The sequence below is a fragment of the Pseudomonas sp. PDM27 genome (genome assembly GCF_019219205.1).
In the GTDB taxonomy this organism is placed as follows: Bacteria; Pseudomonadota; Gammaproteobacteria; order Pseudomonadales; family Pseudomonadaceae; genus Aquipseudomonas; species Aquipseudomonas laurylsulfatiphila.
On record NZ_JAHUWF010000016.1, the window covers coordinates 143,323 to 159,124 of the forward strand.

General features: G+C 64.1%; 10 protein-coding genes. 3 read left to right on the forward strand and 7 right to left on the reverse strand.

Annotation, left to right across the window (positions count from 1 at the left end; all coding sequences use genetic code 11):
• Positions 1 to 72: 72 nt before the first annotated feature.
• The 7 genes from KW838_RS26630 to KW838_RS26660 form a co-directional block, all read right to left on the reverse strand.
• A complete protein-coding gene (locus tag KW838_RS26630; protein ID WP_218504050.1) occupies positions 73 to 1,026 on the reverse strand; it encodes a peptidylprolyl isomerase in 954 nt (317 codons plus the stop codon).
• 13 nt (positions 1,027 to 1,039) lie between these two features.
• Positions 1,040 to 2,590, reverse strand: coding sequence for an ABC transporter substrate-binding protein (locus KW838_RS26635; RefSeq protein WP_218504078.1), 1,551 nt, complete (start codon positions 2,588 to 2,590; stop codon positions 1,040 to 1,042).
• A gap of 8 nt (positions 2,591 to 2,598) precedes the next feature.
• On the reverse strand, positions 2,599 to 3,219 hold the full coding sequence (locus KW838_RS26640) for an SCO family protein (protein WP_218504051.1): 621 nt from the start codon (positions 3,217 to 3,219) through the stop codon (positions 2,599 to 2,601).
• The gene (locus KW838_RS26645) at positions 3,216 to 3,872 is read right to left on the reverse strand and encodes an SCO family protein (protein WP_218504052.1); all 657 of its coding nucleotides are present in this window, start codon (positions 3,870 to 3,872) and stop codon (positions 3,216 to 3,218) included. The genes KW838_RS26640 and KW838_RS26645 overlap by 4 nt, the downstream gene beginning before the upstream one ends.
• Positions 3,873 to 3,884: 12 nt before the next feature.
• Positions 3,885 to 5,837 (reverse strand): YncE family protein, encoded by a 1,953-nt coding sequence (locus tag KW838_RS26650; RefSeq protein ID WP_218504053.1) that lies wholly within the window; start codon positions 5,835 to 5,837, stop codon positions 3,885 to 3,887.
• Positions 5,838 to 6,376: 539 nt separating this feature from the next.
• Positions 6,377 to 12,196 (reverse strand): manganese-oxidizing multicopper oxidase MnxG, encoded by a 5,820-nt coding sequence (gene mnxG, locus KW838_RS26655; RefSeq protein WP_218504054.1) that lies wholly within the window; start codon positions 12,194 to 12,196, stop codon positions 6,377 to 6,379.
• A 207-nt stretch (positions 12,197 to 12,403) separates the two neighbouring features.
• On the reverse strand, positions 12,404 to 13,012 hold the full coding sequence (locus tag KW838_RS26660) for a lytic transglycosylase domain-containing protein (RefSeq protein ID WP_218504055.1): 609 nt from the start codon (positions 13,010 to 13,012) through the stop codon (positions 12,404 to 12,406).
• 202 nt (positions 13,013 to 13,214) lie between these two features.
• On the opposite strand from KW838_RS26660, the gene gspG reads away from it, so the two are divergent.
• The 3 genes from gspG to KW838_RS26675 all read left to right on the forward strand — a co-directional run bounded on the left by gspG (position 13,215) and on the right by KW838_RS26675 (position 15,703).
• Positions 13,215 to 13,649, forward strand: coding sequence for a type II secretion system major pseudopilin GspG (gspG, locus tag KW838_RS26665; protein WP_218504056.1), 435 nt, complete (start codon positions 13,215 to 13,217; stop codon positions 13,647 to 13,649).
• 14 nt (positions 13,650 to 13,663) lie between these two features.
• Entirely contained in the window at positions 13,664 to 14,851 is a 1,188-nt protein-coding gene (locus tag KW838_RS26670) for a type II secretion system F family protein (RefSeq protein ID WP_102702457.1), read from the forward strand.
• Between the two features lie 156 nt (positions 14,852 to 15,007).
• Positions 15,008 to 15,703, forward strand: coding sequence for a hypothetical protein (locus tag KW838_RS26675; RefSeq protein WP_218504057.1), 696 nt, complete (start codon positions 15,008 to 15,010; stop codon positions 15,701 to 15,703).
• The last annotated feature ends 99 nt before the right edge of the window (positions 15,704 to 15,802 follow it).

Below are 15,802 nucleotides of genomic sequence, written 5' to 3' on the forward strand. Positions count from 1 at the left end.
ATCCCATCCCCCAAAAACGGGGAAAGCGATCGGATGGGCATTGACGTTTTTCCCCCATTGTTGGGGAACACCCTAGTCATCATCAATCCGCTCGATCCGATTACGCGAACGCAATTGTGCCAATGCCTGCAAGCGCGCCTGAACCTGTTGCTGCCGGGCAAGGTAAGCCCTGACCATCTCAAGTCCTTGTTCCTCTGGGACATGGATCGCCTCCCTGTGGTTCTCTGAATAAATCAGATGCCAGCCCACCGACGTGCGCACGGGTTCGCTGAGGGCCCCCCGTACCAGGGCAAACGCGGCAGCCTCGAACTCCGGCAGCATCCGCCCGCGGGGGAAGTAGCCCAGGTCGCCCCCTTCGCTGGCCGACGCGTCTTCGGACCCGGTGCGGGCAACGCTGGCGAAATCGGCCCCGGCAACGATGGACGCCCTTATCGCCATCAAGCGTAGTCGCGCGGCCTCGACAGTGGAAGCATCCGCACCGGGCGCTACCTTGACCAGGATATGCCGGGCCCGCACTTCTTCGGGCCGGTTCAGCTCGTCACGGTGTTCTTCGTAGTACGCCCGGACCTGTTTTTCGTCCGGCCCGGCGGCCTGGATGAGGTCATCGAACACTTGCCGGGCCGCCAGTTCACGGCGGGTGTATTCGGTGTAACCGGCCTCGTCGAAACCGGCCTCTTCAAGACGCCTGGCAAACACCTCGGCTCCGCCCATGGCCTGACGGGTCTGATCGATCTGGTCCTTGACCACGGCATCACTGATCACCACGCCGCGCTTGACGGCTTCCTGCCACAGCAATTCGCGGTCGATCAAGGCATCCAGCGCGGCCTTGCGCAGTTGCTTGTAGGCTTTCGGATTGCGGATGTTGCCTACCGCCCGGCCCTGATCTTCCAGGTATTCGGCGAAGTAGCGCTCCAGGCGCAGTTGGGAAATTTCCTCGCCATTGACCCGCGCCGCGGCCGGACCATTGCTGCACCACGCCACGGGCACCCATAGCGTCAGCAGGACCAGCAAAGCGTTGAGTTTCATGATCGGCCTCCGGTCAGGGCGTGGCAGCGACAGGTTTATAGGGGGCGACCAGATAGAATCGCTGGTCCGGCAGATCCACCGTGACGATATGGGCACCACTCAAGCCCAGGCGTCGGCCAGGACCAAAGCTCATCAGGGGTGTCAGCCCGGTATCGAAGTCATGCAGGCCTTCCAGGGCGCTGACCAGCTTTTCGCGGCTGGCATCCCGCCCGGCCTGCTTCATGCCTTCGCTGAGCAGCATCATCGAACTGAACGCGCCCACTTGCAGTATCGCGTGCTGGCCACCGAGGCCCTGGTGTTCGCGCAACTGGGTCAGGGCCAGGCGCCCGGCCTGGGTCCAGTCGCTGGGCACGAACGGATAGGCCAGGAACACCCGCCGGGAAAATCCGCTGGGCACCTGCGTCAGATTGCCCGCCACCTGGTTCGAGGTAGCGAACAGGTAAGGCACCTGCCCCGCCGTTTGCAGGCGCTCGGCCAGCCGGCTGAAGCCGCTGCTGGTGCCCAGGTAAAACACCGAGCGCGAGCCCAGGGGCAAATCATCCCCGCTCGGGTCGTAGGCTTGCAGGCGCACCTTTTGCCAGGCGTGCCCCTGCAAGTACTGGCTGAGTTCCTGCGCCGCCAGCCGTTGGCCGGATTCGTCCGGATAGGCGATCAGCGTCGGCCCCTGAAGCACCCGCAGGCTGGCACTGGCGTAATCGGCCAGGGCGATCAATTGCTCACGAAGCCCCGGCAGTGGTTCGAATATCTGCGGGCTGGCGTGGGGCGTGCCCTGCAAGGACAGCGGCCCGATCAGGGGAATGCCGGCCCGTTCCAGGCGCATGGCGAGGTCCACGTCCAAGGCCGGCGCCAGCGGGGCGATCAGGGCGAACACCTGCAATTCATCGATCAGCCGGTCCAGCGCCTTTTCGGCACTGGCGTGATCGGTACCGGGGTCGAGGATGGTCAGGCGCAACTGCCGGCCGTGAATCCCCCCCGCCTCGTTGATACGCGTCACGCAGCCCTTGAGCACCGCCGCCACCGTGCCGCTCTCCTCGCTCAATGGCCCGGTGCCCGGCAGCAACGTGCCCAGGTGCAGACTGTCGGGGGTCAGGCCCGGATCGCGGTCTTCGGCCAGGCGCTTGAGGTATGCCGTCAGGTTGCGTTGATCGTTCATCGACAACACGAACCGTGGCATCGACGGATCGAGCCGGTTGTTGCCGGGGTCGCGCCCCTCCTGCACCGCCCGCGCCAGGGTGCTGTCGCTGTAGCCCGGGTAACTGCGGCCGTTGATGTGCTGCTGGCCATGGCTGCTGGCCAGCCGCGACCAACTCAGGTCCGGGGGGCGCACCCCGCCTTCCGGGCGCCCGAGGCCGTCTTCGCCATGACAGTTGGCGCACGGCAGGCTGGTGGCCGGCAGCACCATGTTCGATGCGCCGACCCGGGCCATGATCGGCTCGCCGCTGGCCGATACACCTTCGCGGTACAGGCGCTTGCCGGCACTTTCGCTGGGGCTCAGCGGCAGCGCCTGGACGCTGAGCGTAAGGCCGCCGAAGAGCAGCAGGCCAAGGACGAGGGCAGTATTGATGGCCATGGCTAGCGTCCGGCCACGGGCATTGCCAGCAGCTGCAGGCGCTGGGCAATGGCGGCCGCCGGGGCATCGGGACGGATTTTGCTCCAGCGTTTGTTGGCCACGTCACCGACGATCAACTGGGTGGAGTGCTGCTCGGGGGTCGGCACGATCTGACCGATGCGACCCAATACAAGGTCCATTTGCGCCTTGTCGCCGGTAAGAAAAAACCAGTGGGGCCCATCGACGCCCTGTTTCAAGGTGTAAGCCTTGAGTACCGCCGGGGTGTCCCGCAGCGGATCACTGGTAAGGGAGATAAAGGTGATGCCGTCGGCCTTGTCGCCGAGCACTTCACGCACTTCCTTGAGCTTGCGGGTAATCAACGGGCACGCATCGTTGCAACTGGTGAAAATCACATTGAGCAGCACCACACGGTCTTTCAGTGTGTCGCTATAGAAACGCAGCGTGTTGCCGTTCTGGTCCTGCAACGGCGTGTCGGTGAACCAGGTCTTCGCGTCATGGGTGCCGCTGGACGGTTGCGCGGCGGCCACCGCAGGCGCGGGCTGCTCATGCCCTTCGTGGGCAAACGCCACTGAACTGAAAATGCAGTAGCAGATGCCCAGGGCAAACCAGTCGATGGCTCTCATGGCTGTTGCTCCATGGCAATGGCAGTGTGCTTGACGTGGGTGTTGCGTTCACCACTGAGTTTCTCGACGGCCCGGGCCAGTTCCGTCGGGTCGGTGAAACCGTAATAGCGGGTCCAGAAGCGGTTGTTGCCGTCGCCCACCAGAATCAGCGGCGAGTGGTTCTTGAAGTCACCGCTGTAGGCGCCCAGGCCCTTGAGGGTGGCATCGACCGACTGCGGCGAACCGGTCAGCCAGCTCCAGCCCGGCCCCTGCTGGAAAGTGCGGGCGTAGTCGTTCAGGCGTTGGGGATCGTCACGCTGCGGGTCGATGCTGATCGACACCAGTTGCACCTCGCTGCCGACCCGCGCACCCAGCTGTTTCTGCACCTTGCCCATGATCGAGGACACCACCGGGCAGACCGTGGTGCAGCTGGTGTAGATGAAACCCATGACCACGATCTTGTTGCTCACCAGGTCTTTTTCCAGGCTGACGACCTTGCCGTTCTGGTCCAGCAAGGTCACGTCGGCAATTTTGATCCGGGCGGTCTCCTGGCCGGCCTTCCTGGCGGTCATTTCGTGCCCGGCGTGCTCGTCCGTCGAATGAGCCAGCGCCTGGCCGATACCGATGGCCAACAGGCAGAACGTCAGCAAGCCGCGATGTGCGAATCGGTTCATGTCAGTTTCCTCTTAGTGGGTATCGCCGGGTATGACCCGGACGCTGGCAAAGGTCTTGTCATCGAAACTCGAACCCAGGGACGCCGCACGCACGTGCAGGTACCAGGCACCGTCCTGGTCGAGGGTCACCGGGGCTTCATAGACACCGTCGGCGACTTCCAGAGCGGCAACCTCCTGTGGTCGCGATGTCGGGGCGCGGAAGTAGCGCACCTGGACATCCCGGACCCCGCTGCGCTGCGCCTTCTGCTTGCCCTCGACGATGCGAAAGCGCACCAGGTACGGGCTGCCCAGGTCAGCGGTGGACTTGTCGAGCATGAACTCCACTTTCGGCACGCCACGGTGCGGGTCGAGCCGCTTGTCCTCCTCCACCAGGGTGCTGAAGCAGTGGATGATGTTCGGTTGGTTGAGCAGGAAAGCCACGTCGAAACGCCCCGCCGCCGGGAGCTTGACCCGCGAGCTGTACAGCCCCGGCGCGATTTCCCGCAGGCTGCGGTCAATGACCAGTGCTGCCCGCGCCACTTGCCCGCGATTGGGGTAGCCGGACATCGGCGCGTTCATGCCTTCGGCGTAGAAGTAGGTGGTGTTGTCCACCGGGTTGACCACGAACACCGCGTTGTCGTCCCGCGATACCGCCAGGCTTGACGCCAGTGGCAGGTCACCGGCCATTCGCGGTGCCTGGGGTCCGGCCTCGAACCCCTGGGTGATCGGCGTGCGGCCCTCGCCGAGGGAGGCCAGGTTGATCATCGTGACCTTCGGCGTAGCCAGCCCGCGCACGTAGGCATAGGCCTTGGTGAACACCACTTGCCAGGGCTCGGCGGAGACGTTCAGTTCATGGATCAACGCGTCGTTGGCGGTGTCGATCACCGCGGCCTGGTTCTCCAGGGTGTTGAGCACGATGCCAAAACGACCGTCGGCGCTGAAGCCCATCGGGCCCAGGCCCTGCTTGAGCCTGATCACCCGGCGCACCGACTGGCTGTTGCCGTCGACGACGGTCACCGTGCCATCCTTGCCATCGGCCACATAGGCGGCACCGGACAACGGCGAATACATCACCGACAACGGGTGCGAACCGGTCTTGAGTTGTTTGCTGATGCTCAGGCTGGCGATGTCGACGATGCTCAGCGTGCCGTCGTCGCGGTTGGTGACAAAGGCAAAACGGCTGTCCTTACTGAAAGCGATTTCGTGGTGCCCGGCCCCGGTGGCCAGGTGCTTGAGGGGTTTGAGGCTGGCAGCGTCAATCACCGTGACCCCGGATTGCCCGTCGGCCTTGGCGTTATTGCCGACCCACAGCAAGCGTTCGTCCGGTTGCAGCGCCACGCGCACCGGATTGCTGCCGGCAACCACCGAGTCGATCAGCTTGAACTCTTGACTGTCGATCACCGCCACCTCGCCGGCGGCGGGCATCGAGACAAACACCCGTCTGTTGTCTTTGGGCGTCACCCAGTCCATCGGCGGCTGTTTCAGTTCAATCCGCGCCAGGGTGCTGGTGATGCCGCCGACAGACACCGACGGATCGATCACCGAGACGCTGGCGTCACGGTTCATCACCAGCAGGAAATAGCTGTTGAGATCGAGCAAGGGGCGTGCGCCGATGTTCGATTTGAGGAAGGTACCGACCCGCGACTTGCAGCTCCTGTCGCGGCCCTGGGCCTGGTCGGCGGCGACCGCTTGCGGGTCGAGCCAGGCGCCCGGCGCGACGCCGGACAAGGGTTGGCCCGAGGCTTTGTCCGTCACGCGAAATTGCACGTCGGCGAAGCCGCCCTCACGCAATACGCCGTCCTCGGCCAGTGGCTTGACATCAAGGACCACCGAAATCCCGTCACGCTCCAGCGTCCGGTCGCTCCAGGTGTCGGGCAAGGCGACCTCGCTGAGCATGTTCGCAGGCGCCGTTCGCCACACGCCGATCCCGATCAGCGCCATGCCGACGATCAGCGCACTGCCAATGATTTTGATGGTCCTGTCCATAGCACTATTCCTCTATACAGATCTGTGTCTGCCTTGCATGCCCCTGGTGGGAGCGAGCCTGCTCGCGATGGCGTCATTCGCCGCACCACACACAACCGAGGTGATGCCTTCGCGAGCAGGCTCGCTCCCACAGGGGTGATGCTTTACAACCCCTTTCCTACGGTGTCGGTGCCGTTGTCGGCGCCGGTTCATTCGTGACCCGCATACACAGATCTGTGTCTGCCTTGCATGCCCCTGGTGGGAGCGAGCCTGCTCGCGATGGCGTCATTCGCCGCACCACACAAAACCGAGGTGATGCCTTCGCGAGCAGGCTCGCTCCCACAGGGGTGATGCTTTACAACCCCTTTCCTACGGTGTCGGTGCCGTTGTCGGCGCCGGTTCATTCGTGACCCGCATACACAGATCTGTGTCTGCCTTGCATGCCCCTGGTGGGAGCGAGCCTGCTCGCGATGGCGTCATTCGCCGCACCACACAAAACCGAGGTGATGCCTTCGCGAGCAGGCTCGCTCCCACAGGGGTGATGCTTTACAACCCCTTTCCTACGGTGTTGGTGCCGTTGTCGGCGCCGGTTCATTCGTGACCCGCAGCAAGCCCCACAGACCGGCGGTGTTGCCGAAGGACGCGTTGTCACGGAACAGGTAATCCCCGGCAATCGCATTGCTGCCACCGGCGCTCGGGTGCATGGCGCTGAAGTGGGCGGCCGGCAGCACGCTTTCTCGGGCGCCGATGTACATCGACATCGGGTTCAGGCCGAACCGCACCGAACCGACGCCGGGGGTCCACATCGGATAGCCGTCGACATCGCTCTTCTCCGAGAGGTACGGGTTGACCGACCAGAGGTGACCGTCGAGCTGGAAAGTCGCGCCGCGACTGCCGCCGGTCGGCATCAGCACATGGGTGCGGAACGGCTGCCCGGGTTTGACATAGAACACCGGCGTTTGAGGATCGCCGCCCACCAACGCGTTGCTGTAGGCCATGTGGGCGTTGGGCACGTCACCATAACCAGAGCCGTCCGCGCGGCCGAACGGTGCATCCGGAGCGAGGCCGAAGCGATACCACAGGGGCTCGGTCTTGTAGTTGATGGCCATGCCGGCGTTGTCCTTCGGATCGTTCGGCACGCCCATGCCTTCCGAGGCGATGCCTTCCACCGGCCGTCCACTCGCCCAGCGCAGGTTCAAGGCACGCTGCCAGACCATCGCGAAGTCGCGGTAAACCGCCTGCCCCGTCGCCGTGACCGTGGCTGATGCCCGCTTGGCGTCCTCGACCCAGGTGGCGCCGGCCGGCAGCACACTCATCGCCCCGCCAAGGCCTTTTTGCGGCTGCTTGATCACATCCGCCGGGGTGAAATTCAGGCCGCCGAACTCCACCGCCGTGGCGTTGATGTTGTCGACGTTGCGGCCCAGTTGAGTCACCGGCTTGCCTTCACGCTCCAGGTGCCCGGCGTAGTACTGGTAGGTACGGGTCGGGTAGGCACCGCTGTTGCCGACTCGCGGTGGCACGGTCTGGATCGGGTTGACGCCGACGTTGGTGCCGTCGGATTTGGTGATGTCGTAGGCCAGCAACTGCGCATGCAGGCCGACATGGCTGGAGGGCCGAAGCAGGTTGTTGTTGAAGGTGGTCGAGCCGTCGCCGTCATTGCGGTCACGCTTGACCAGCCCCTGCAGGATGGCGGTCTGGGCCAGGTCAGGCATTACGCTCGGCAGACGGTTCTCCAGGGTGATATTGATGCAATCCCCGGCCGCTGCGCGCAGCACCAGCGGTTCGACCGGCACGCCCGGCTTGAGCTTGCCGGTGCTCGGGTCGAGGTCGGCCTTGCGCACGTACAGGACCGCGGTCGGGTCATGGATCGGCCCGCTCTGGCCACCGATGGTGATGGTTTCGCCGTCCTCGGGATCGGTCACCGTCACCCGGGGAATGCTCACGGTCCGCGAGTTGAACACCAGGGTGCCGCCCGCCGGATTCAGCGGCCCGCCGACATGCTGGCCGAGCCCCTCGGGGTCGCCGATCGACAACCCCAGCGGATTGCTCAGGATGTCGTTGGCCAGCGCCGCCACGACCTCGTAGTTGCGCTGCACGGTCGGCCTGGTACCGATGCCGTTCGGGTTGGCACTGATCCGTGGACAGGTGCCGTCAAACGCCACGGTGTTGCGCATGCCCGCCGGTTTCGGGTTGTTCGGCAGCGCGAACAGATCGTTGCGTTGCGCGGTGTAGTTGCGCATCACGCCCCAGATGCCGTTCCAGTAGCCTTCGATCGAGGCGTCCATCGAGTACAGGTAGTCACCCGTGGTCGCCGCGGAACTGGAGAGCATCGACAGCGGCGCAATGAAACCCATCTGCTCGGAAATCCCGACCATTTGCGACGCGCGCCAGCCCGAGTTGGAGCTGTTGCCATAGCCGGTGCCGCTATGCAGCCACTTCACACCGTGCAGGGTGACGTTGTGCTCCTCTTCATGGCCGCCGGCATGCACCCGCAACCGCACGTTGTCGCCGGTGTAGGTGCGCAGCATCGGTGTGAACGGGTCGCCCGGTTCCGCACCGCCACGGTTGATGTGCGGCGGGAACAGCGTAGTGCCGCCAGTCGGGCCGGTGGCCGAAGTCACCAGGTTCGGCGCCAGGTTCATCGCAGGGATTGCACGGTCGGTGCGGCTTTGCATGGCGAACGACAGGTCGCCACCGAGGCCGTCGGCCTGCATGCCGCGCTTGCCGTCCGGGCCGACCTTGTTCGGGTCGAACACCCGCAGGCCCAGGGGTTCGTTGCGGTAATTGACCACGAACATGCCGGGGTCATCCACCGAGATCGCTTGCGGACATGGTCGGCTCGGGCAGCCAGGCTTGATGCCGCCGCGGGCCTCGACCACCGACTCGAGCAGGTTGCCGGCGTTGTTGCGCACGGGCGGGTTGATCGCATAGCGGAAGCTGTCGGCCGTCGCCGGGAACGCCTGGGGATTGGGCACGCCATTGGGGCCGGCGCCGACGTACACACCGGCTTCGTAGGCGTGCTGGAAGTCGCTGTACTCCAGGAAGAACTCACGGAAGCTGTCGTTCTTGCCGTCGTTGTCCAGGTCACCGGTCGATATCACCGCCTGCCATGAAGTCGGCCCGCCGTCCGAGCGCGCGCCGCTGTACAACGGCTCGCCCGTTTCGGCGTGGAACCAGGTGGAACCGGCGGGTTCGGCCAGCACGGTGGCGTACAGGCCGATCTGCTGGTGAGTCGACGGGCCGAGGTGGTCGTGGGTGAAAATGGTCCCCAGGCCACGGTCGACACCCTTGGTGTTGATCACCGGATCGATGAACCAGCGCTGCATCGCCGTGCGCGCGCCCATCCAGTCCGCCCGGCCATATTGACCAAAGAACGGATGCGCCTTGGCCACCGGGCAGGCTGGCGTACCGTCACGCGGGTCGGTGCCCTGGCACTGGTTGAACGCGCGGATGGCATGGATGCGCTCCACCACGGCACCCGGGGAAAGCACGCCGTCCTCGTAGTTCCAGCCGTTGGATGAACCATCGGCGGACGTCAGGTCCCACTTCGGCAAGTGGATGTGCTGGCCGATCACATCGGTCGGGGTGCGCACCTGATAGTCGTCCATCTCATAGGTGGCCGGCACCAGGTTGGTTTGCTGGTACTGCACGCAGTCGAAGGTGTTCATGCGCATCACCAGCGGTTCCGGCGGACGCTGCTTGGTGATCACCGGCCAGGCGTCTTCCCACAACGCCAGGATGCGCGCCTGCGGGAAGTGGTAGCCGACCTTGTTGTACACCGCGTCGAACTGGATGTTGGCCGCCTTGTAGAGGCGCGGGCGATCGGCGGTGAAGGTCGAGGAGCCGGTGAAGGACATGCCGTCGATGCGCTCGCCGCTATGGTATTCACCGCTGCCGGCACTGCTGGTCAGGCGCTTGGCCCGATCATCCATGCAGGGCTCGTAGAACGGCGCACCGGCAATCGGCAAGGCGCCATTGGTGCGGAAGTTGCGCGCAACCACCTGTTTGTCCGGCAGCACGGCAAAGCTGGGGTGGTCCTTCTTGGCGTGGAAGGCCATGGCCGCCTGTTCGACCTCGGTCCCCTCTTCCGGCAGGTAAATCGGTTTGGCCCGCTTCACTTCCTTGGAGAAGTCCAGCGAGGTGGTCACCGTGTGCGCCTCGCCACCGGCAGACACGCCGTCCAGCGCATGGCGCCCCAGGCCACCGTCCCAGCCACCGGACTGGTTCGGGTCAAGGTTGGCCCACAAGCCATTGCCGCTGGTTTTCAGGGCCTGGGCCTTGGCGGCGTCGAGCATGTCCAGCGGCGGGGTTGGCGGGCGTTGGCCGACCGAACTTTCCATGCCGCCGATCCAGAAGGGGAAACCGGGATTTTTCAGGCTGCCGTCGGCGTTGCGGTTGGCTTCGCTGCGATCGACCAGCGCCAGCGAGCCGATGGCTCTGACACCGCCATTGCCGCCGTCATCATCGTCATCGTCGTCGCCCGCGGCTATCAGGGTCTGGCCGACTTTCGGCACCACGACCACCTTGCCCGGCATCGGTGCCATGGCTTTGCCGGGCAGCGGCACCACCGCCGGGATCGGCGTACCGGCGATGATTTCGCCGTCGGGCAAGGCCCGCGCACCGGCCGCCGGCTTGCCGTTGCGCAGCGCATAGGGTTGTTTGTGGAAGCCGTCTGCACCTTGCTGGGACACTTCGAGCCGGGTGCCTTCTTCGAACACATCGTGCACCCGCCACATGGCCCACATGCCCTGGGCGAAGTGCGGGTAGAAGTGGCAGTGGTAGATCGCATCGCCCGCTACGCGGTTACGGTTACCCGAACCACCGTTGGCGATTTCATAGGTGTAGCCCGAACCCGGGCCGATGCCCTGGGCGTCCAGGTAATCGGTGTTGTCATCGTTCGGGTTGTACAGCCATTGATGCCCGTGCAGGTGGAAGATGTGGTGTTCGTAGCCGTTGTGGGTGTTGCGGAACTTGACGAAGTCACCGATGTAGCTGTGATTGACGTTGGACGGCTCCGACGGATAGAGCGCCATGGTCGCCTTGACCCCGACCTGATCGGCACGCGGCACCTCGCCCGGGCGAATGTTTTCCAGGCCGGCGTTGGCCGGTACGTCCACCAGCATCGCCACGTCGCCCACGGTGTGCGAGCTGAGGAAAAACTCTTCATAGGCGCAGGACAGGCAATCGTGCATCGGCCCCACGCCCAGGCGGTTGGCGACCACTTCGGCGCCCATGCCGCCGGAGCCGTAGTTGATCATGAACGAGTCGCGGGTCGGCTCCAGCACATGGCCCATCACCGGGTCTGCAAAGTACGCCGGGAAGGCTTGGGTGACGGCGGTTTCATCCTGGAACTGCGAAGCGAAATCGCGGAACGGCTCCAGCCGGTTCGGCAGCGCCGGATTGCGCTTGCCCATGGCTTCCAGTGGATAGGTCGAGGGCGGGAAGCTGCCGTCGGCGTTGCTGCCCATCACGATCGCGTCGCTTTCGCCGGAAATGATCTCACTGCCGTCCACCATATTGATGATCGGCGTACCGGCCTTGCCTTCGCGAATCCACGGCTCGCGCTGCGGGTAGCGCGCCTGGTAATCGACGATTGGCTGGCCGGCCGGCGTACGTCCGGTGCTGGCCAAGCGCATTTCTTCTTCGGTCAGGGTGTTGCGGTAAGTGCGCCCCCCCTTGGGCACGACCACGACCTGGGCGAACAGCCCGTTGGCGTTGTTGCCCGCAGCGCCCTCGCCACCGAAGGTCGCGCCACGGCTGCTGACATCGAACGCGCCTTCGCGTTCGGCGTACAAGGTGTAGGAACGGCTGCTGCCGGGGGCGACGAGGCTGTTGGCGTTGCGCCCGGTATAGGAGGCGATGTCATCGATGCTGTTGACGGCCTGCAGGCCGTTGACCTGGAAACCGACATGACGGTCGGCCACCTGCTCATCGGCCTTGAAGTCTTCGGCATGGCCGCCCTGGCCGCCCTCTTCCTCTTCCTCGCCCTCCTGCTCAAACGCATCATGACTGCCCGGATTGGCCTGATAGGCCAGCAGGTTCTGCAGATTAACGGTCAGGCAATCGCCGGCAGCCACACGCAGCACCAGCGGACGCGGACGCTTGTCGGGCCGCAGGGAAACCTTGCCCGGCACTGCGGCGCCCCCTTGGGCGAGGGAAATGTCATGGTCATCGACCACATCGCGACGCAGGGCGAACATCATGCCGTTGACGTTTTGCGCCCCCAGGCGGTTGAACATCAGCGGCTGATCGAACGCCACGACGTTGGCCACCAGGTTGCGCTCGCAACGTGCAGCTGCGCTGGCAATCTCGATACCGAACATCGAAGTCACCAACAACAGCAAATGAATCAGGGACGGGGCGGGGGATATACCGACCATGGTCTCGGGCCTCGTTACGGGTTTGCAGGGAAAACTTCACGACAAATCGACGAGAGCAATCCGCATGCCACAAAAAATAACTTTATTATTCAGCGAGTTATAACTACTACTTGATAAACCGGGGGGGATATTCCCCACCCAATCCCCCACTTTCCGACTGGGGCCACCATTCCCCACTATTGGGGAAAATCGCCCCCGGGGTTTCAATCACAGCGGCGCGTTCGCGGACAACCCCTGCAAACGCCGATACTGATTCAGCACGTTGGGCACATATCGCTGGGTTTCGGCGAACGGCGGGACCACGTTGCCGCGGCTGAGCACCGCTTGCGGGCCGGCGTTGTAGGCCGCCACGGCGAGGCGGATATCGTTGTCGAACATCGTCATCAGGCGCTTGAGATAGCGGGCGCCGCCCTGGATGTTGGCCTTGGGGTCGTAGACGTTGGTCACGCCCATTTCGCGGGCGGTGTCGGGCATCAACTGCATCAGTCCGCGAGCGCCCTTGGGTGAGGTAGCACGGGCGTTGTAGCTCGACTCGGTCTTGATCACTGCGTGCAGCAGCGCCGCCGGCAGTTCGTTGGCCGTGGCCGCCGCCGCCACCAGTTCGGCGTAGGGTTGCGCGGCGATCAACTGCGGCTGCTGGTCGAGGCTGACGACCGGCGCATCGGGTTCACGGATCACCCGTTCATAGTGGCGTCCGGGGCGGTGGACATTGGACAGGACGTAGCTGCCATTGGCGTCCACGGACACAAACACATCGGCCTGGGCGCCGCCGGTCAACACCAGCAGACCCAGCAACCCGGTGGTGAGTGATTTCATTATCAGACCTCCCCTACCCGGCCCCGAAAAATGGGGGTATTGCCCCAATGGCCAGTCGTGCAACAGCCATACGCAAGCACTGTGCCGTAAGTGAGAAGGCCCATAGTACGGGGGGTGCAGAAGGATCACCGGGCATGAGCATGGCAATTGCATGCAACGACATGACAACTGGCAACACTGCTGCCTACCGTGCGAGGTCATCATGAATCAGCATCTGCGTTATGCCCGGCGAACCCAAAACGGGTTCACCCTGCTCGAACTGTTGGTGGTGCTGGTGGTGCTGGGGCTGTTGGCCGGCATCGTGGCGCCGAAGTATTTCGCCCAACTGGGCCGTTCCGAAGTGAAAGTGGCCAAGGCACAAATAGAAGGCTTGAGCAAAGCCCTGGACCTTTACCGCCTGGAGGTCGGCCATTACCCCTCGACCGAACAGGGATTGCAGGCGCTGGTCACCGCGCCCAGCGACGAACCGCGCTGGACCGGCCCCTACCTGCAGAAAAAACTCCCCCAAGACCCTTGGGGCCGCAGCTACGCCTATCGCTATCCCGGTGAAAACAGCGAGTACGACCTGTTGTCCATGGGCAAGGACGGGCAACCCGGCGGCGAAGGCGAGAACGCCGAAGTCACCAACTGGAACTGACGGACATGGCGACCATGCGCTTTCACCTCAAGGCCGTCGGCAAGGCCGGTGTCGTCTCAATGACCGTCGATGCGCCGGGGCAAAGCGAAGCCAGGCGCATCGCCGAAGACCAGGGCCTGCGGGTGGTCAGCCTGCACGCCGAGCGACATTGGCGCGCGTTGCGCCTGCACCGGCGCGAGACGTTCAACCTGGTGTTGTTCAGCCAGGAGCTGACCACCTTGCTCAACGCCGGCCTGCCGTTGATCGATGCGCTGGAAAGCCTGGCGGAAAAGGAAAACGCGCCACAAGCCCGCAAAACCCTGAGCGAGCTGGTGCGCCTGCTTTACGAGGGCAAATCGTTTTCCCAGGCCCTGGGCCAGTTGTCGGCCGTTTTCCCGCCTTTGTACGTGGCGCTGGTGCAGTCCAGCGAGAAGACCGGCGCCGTCGGCGATGCCCTGGGCCGATATGTCAGCTATCGACAGCGCATGGACGAGGTTCGCCAGAAGATCATCAGCGCGTCGATCTACCCCATGCTGTTGCTGGTAGTGGGCGGCGGCGTGGTGTTGTTCTTGATGGGCTACGTCGTGCCGCGCTTCAGCCTGGTGTTCGAAGGGCTGGGGTCGAACCTGCCGTGGTTGTCGCAGATCCTGATGAGCAGCGGCATGTTCCTTCACGCCCACCAGGGCGAATTCTTCGGTGGCTTGCTGGCCATCATCGTCGCCCTCGTCCTGCTGCAGCGCCAACCGGCGTTTCGGCGGGGGCTGGACCGCGTGATCGAAAAACTCCCCGCGGTGCACCAGCGCATCTTCATGTATGAGCTGGCACGCTTCTACCGTTCCCTGGGCATCCTGCTGCAAGGCGGCATTCCCCTCGTCACCGCCATGGGCATGGTCCGCAACCTGCTCACCGTCGCCTCCCGCAGCCGGCTGGACCAGGCCTGCGAACGGGTGCGCGAAGGGCAATCGTTGTCCACCGCACTGGAGCTCAACCAACTGGTGACCCCCGTGTCCCTGCGCCTGCTGCGCGCCGGTGAACAGTCCGGCAACCTCGGGCAGATGATGGAGCGCAGCGCCGACTTCTACGACGAAGAAATCAGCCGCTGGATCGAATGGTTCGTGCGGCTGTTCGAACCCTTGCTCATGACCTTCATCGGCCTGTTGATCGGGGTGATCGTGATCCTGATGTACATCCCGATCTTCGAACTGGCCTCGAGTATTCACTGACCGTTGGAACAGGGCCGCGCTGTCCGTTGCATTTCTTCAACCACCCAACTGAATAAATCAGCCCGCCGAGGTGTTCAACAGGTTCCCATGGGAAAAATGCAGCACGTTGCAAGCTTCATCAACGTTCCAGGCTCAAACAAGAAGACGGAGAACGACATGCACATCAATAAGCTTTTACTGGCAGTAGCTATTGGCGCGGTTCTGTCGGCGTCTACCGTACTGATTCCGGACAGCCTGTCCGGGGTATCCAGTGCTCAGGCCAAGGATGGGGGCAGTGGCGGTGGCGGTGGGGGTGGTGGCAATGGAGGCGGTGGTGGCGGCAATGGAGGCGGTGGTGGTGGCAATGGAGGCGGTGGTGGTGGTGGCGGCAATGGAGGTGGCGGTGGCGGCAGTCACGGCGGCGGCAATGGAGGCAGCGGTGGCAGCGGTGGCGGCAGTCACGGCGGAAGCGGCAGTGGTGGCAACAGCGGCAGCGGCCATAGCGGCGACCATGGCAGCAACAGCGGCCATGGCAGTGCCAACAGCGGTTCGAGCCACTCCGGAACGGCCTCGTCTTCAGGACGCAGCGGCACCCATGATGAACCCGGGGATGACCATGGCGTTCATGCCAATGGCGAGCCCGGCGATGACCGTGGCGTCCATGCCAATGGCGAGCCCGGCGATGACCGTGGTGTCCATGCCAATGGCGAGCCCGGCGATGACCGTGGCGTTCATGCCAATGGCGAGCCCGGCGATGACCGTGGCGTTCATGCCAATGGCGAGCCCGGCGATGACCGTGGCGTTCATGCCAATGGCGAGCCCGGCGACAACCGTGGTGTCCATGCCGAACCCGGCGATGACAAAAGGAGCTGATTCCTACTGACTCCCCTACAACACAAAACCCCCTGTGGGAGCGAGCCTGCTCGCGAAGGCGGAGTGTCAGACGACTTCAATGTTGGATGACACGACGCC

Coding starts and splice junctions, on each gene's coding strand:
- KW838_RS26630 (WP_218504050.1), bottom strand. CDS start 1,026: ATGAAACTCAACGCTTTGCTGGTCCTGCTGACGCTATGGGTGCCCGTG.
- KW838_RS26640 (WP_218504051.1), bottom strand. CDS start 3,219: ATGAGAGCCATCGACTGGTTTGCCCTGGGCATCTGCTACTGCATTTTC.
- KW838_RS26645 (WP_218504052.1), bottom strand. CDS start 3,872: ATGAACCGATTCGCACATCGCGGCTTGCTGACGTTCTGCCTGTTGGCC.
- KW838_RS26650 (WP_218504053.1), bottom strand. CDS start 5,837: ATGGACAGGACCATCAAAATCATTGGCAGTGCGCTGATCGTCGGCATG.
- mnxG (WP_218504054.1), bottom strand. CDS start 12,196: ATGGTCGGTATATCCCCCGCCCCGTCCCTGATTCATTTGCTGTTGTTG.
- KW838_RS26660 (WP_218504055.1), bottom strand. CDS start 13,012: ATGAAATCACTCACCACCGGGTTGCTGGGTCTGCTGGTGTTGACCGGC.
- gspG (WP_218504056.1), top strand. CDS start 13,215: ATGAATCAGCATCTGCGTTATGCCCGGCGAACCCAAAACGGGTTCACC.
- KW838_RS26670 (WP_102702457.1), top strand. CDS start 13,664: ATGCGCTTTCACCTCAAGGCCGTCGGCAAGGCCGGTGTCGTCTCAATG.
- KW838_RS26675 (WP_218504057.1), top strand. CDS start 15,008: ATGCACATCAATAAGCTTTTACTGGCAGTAGCTATTGGCGCGGTTCTG.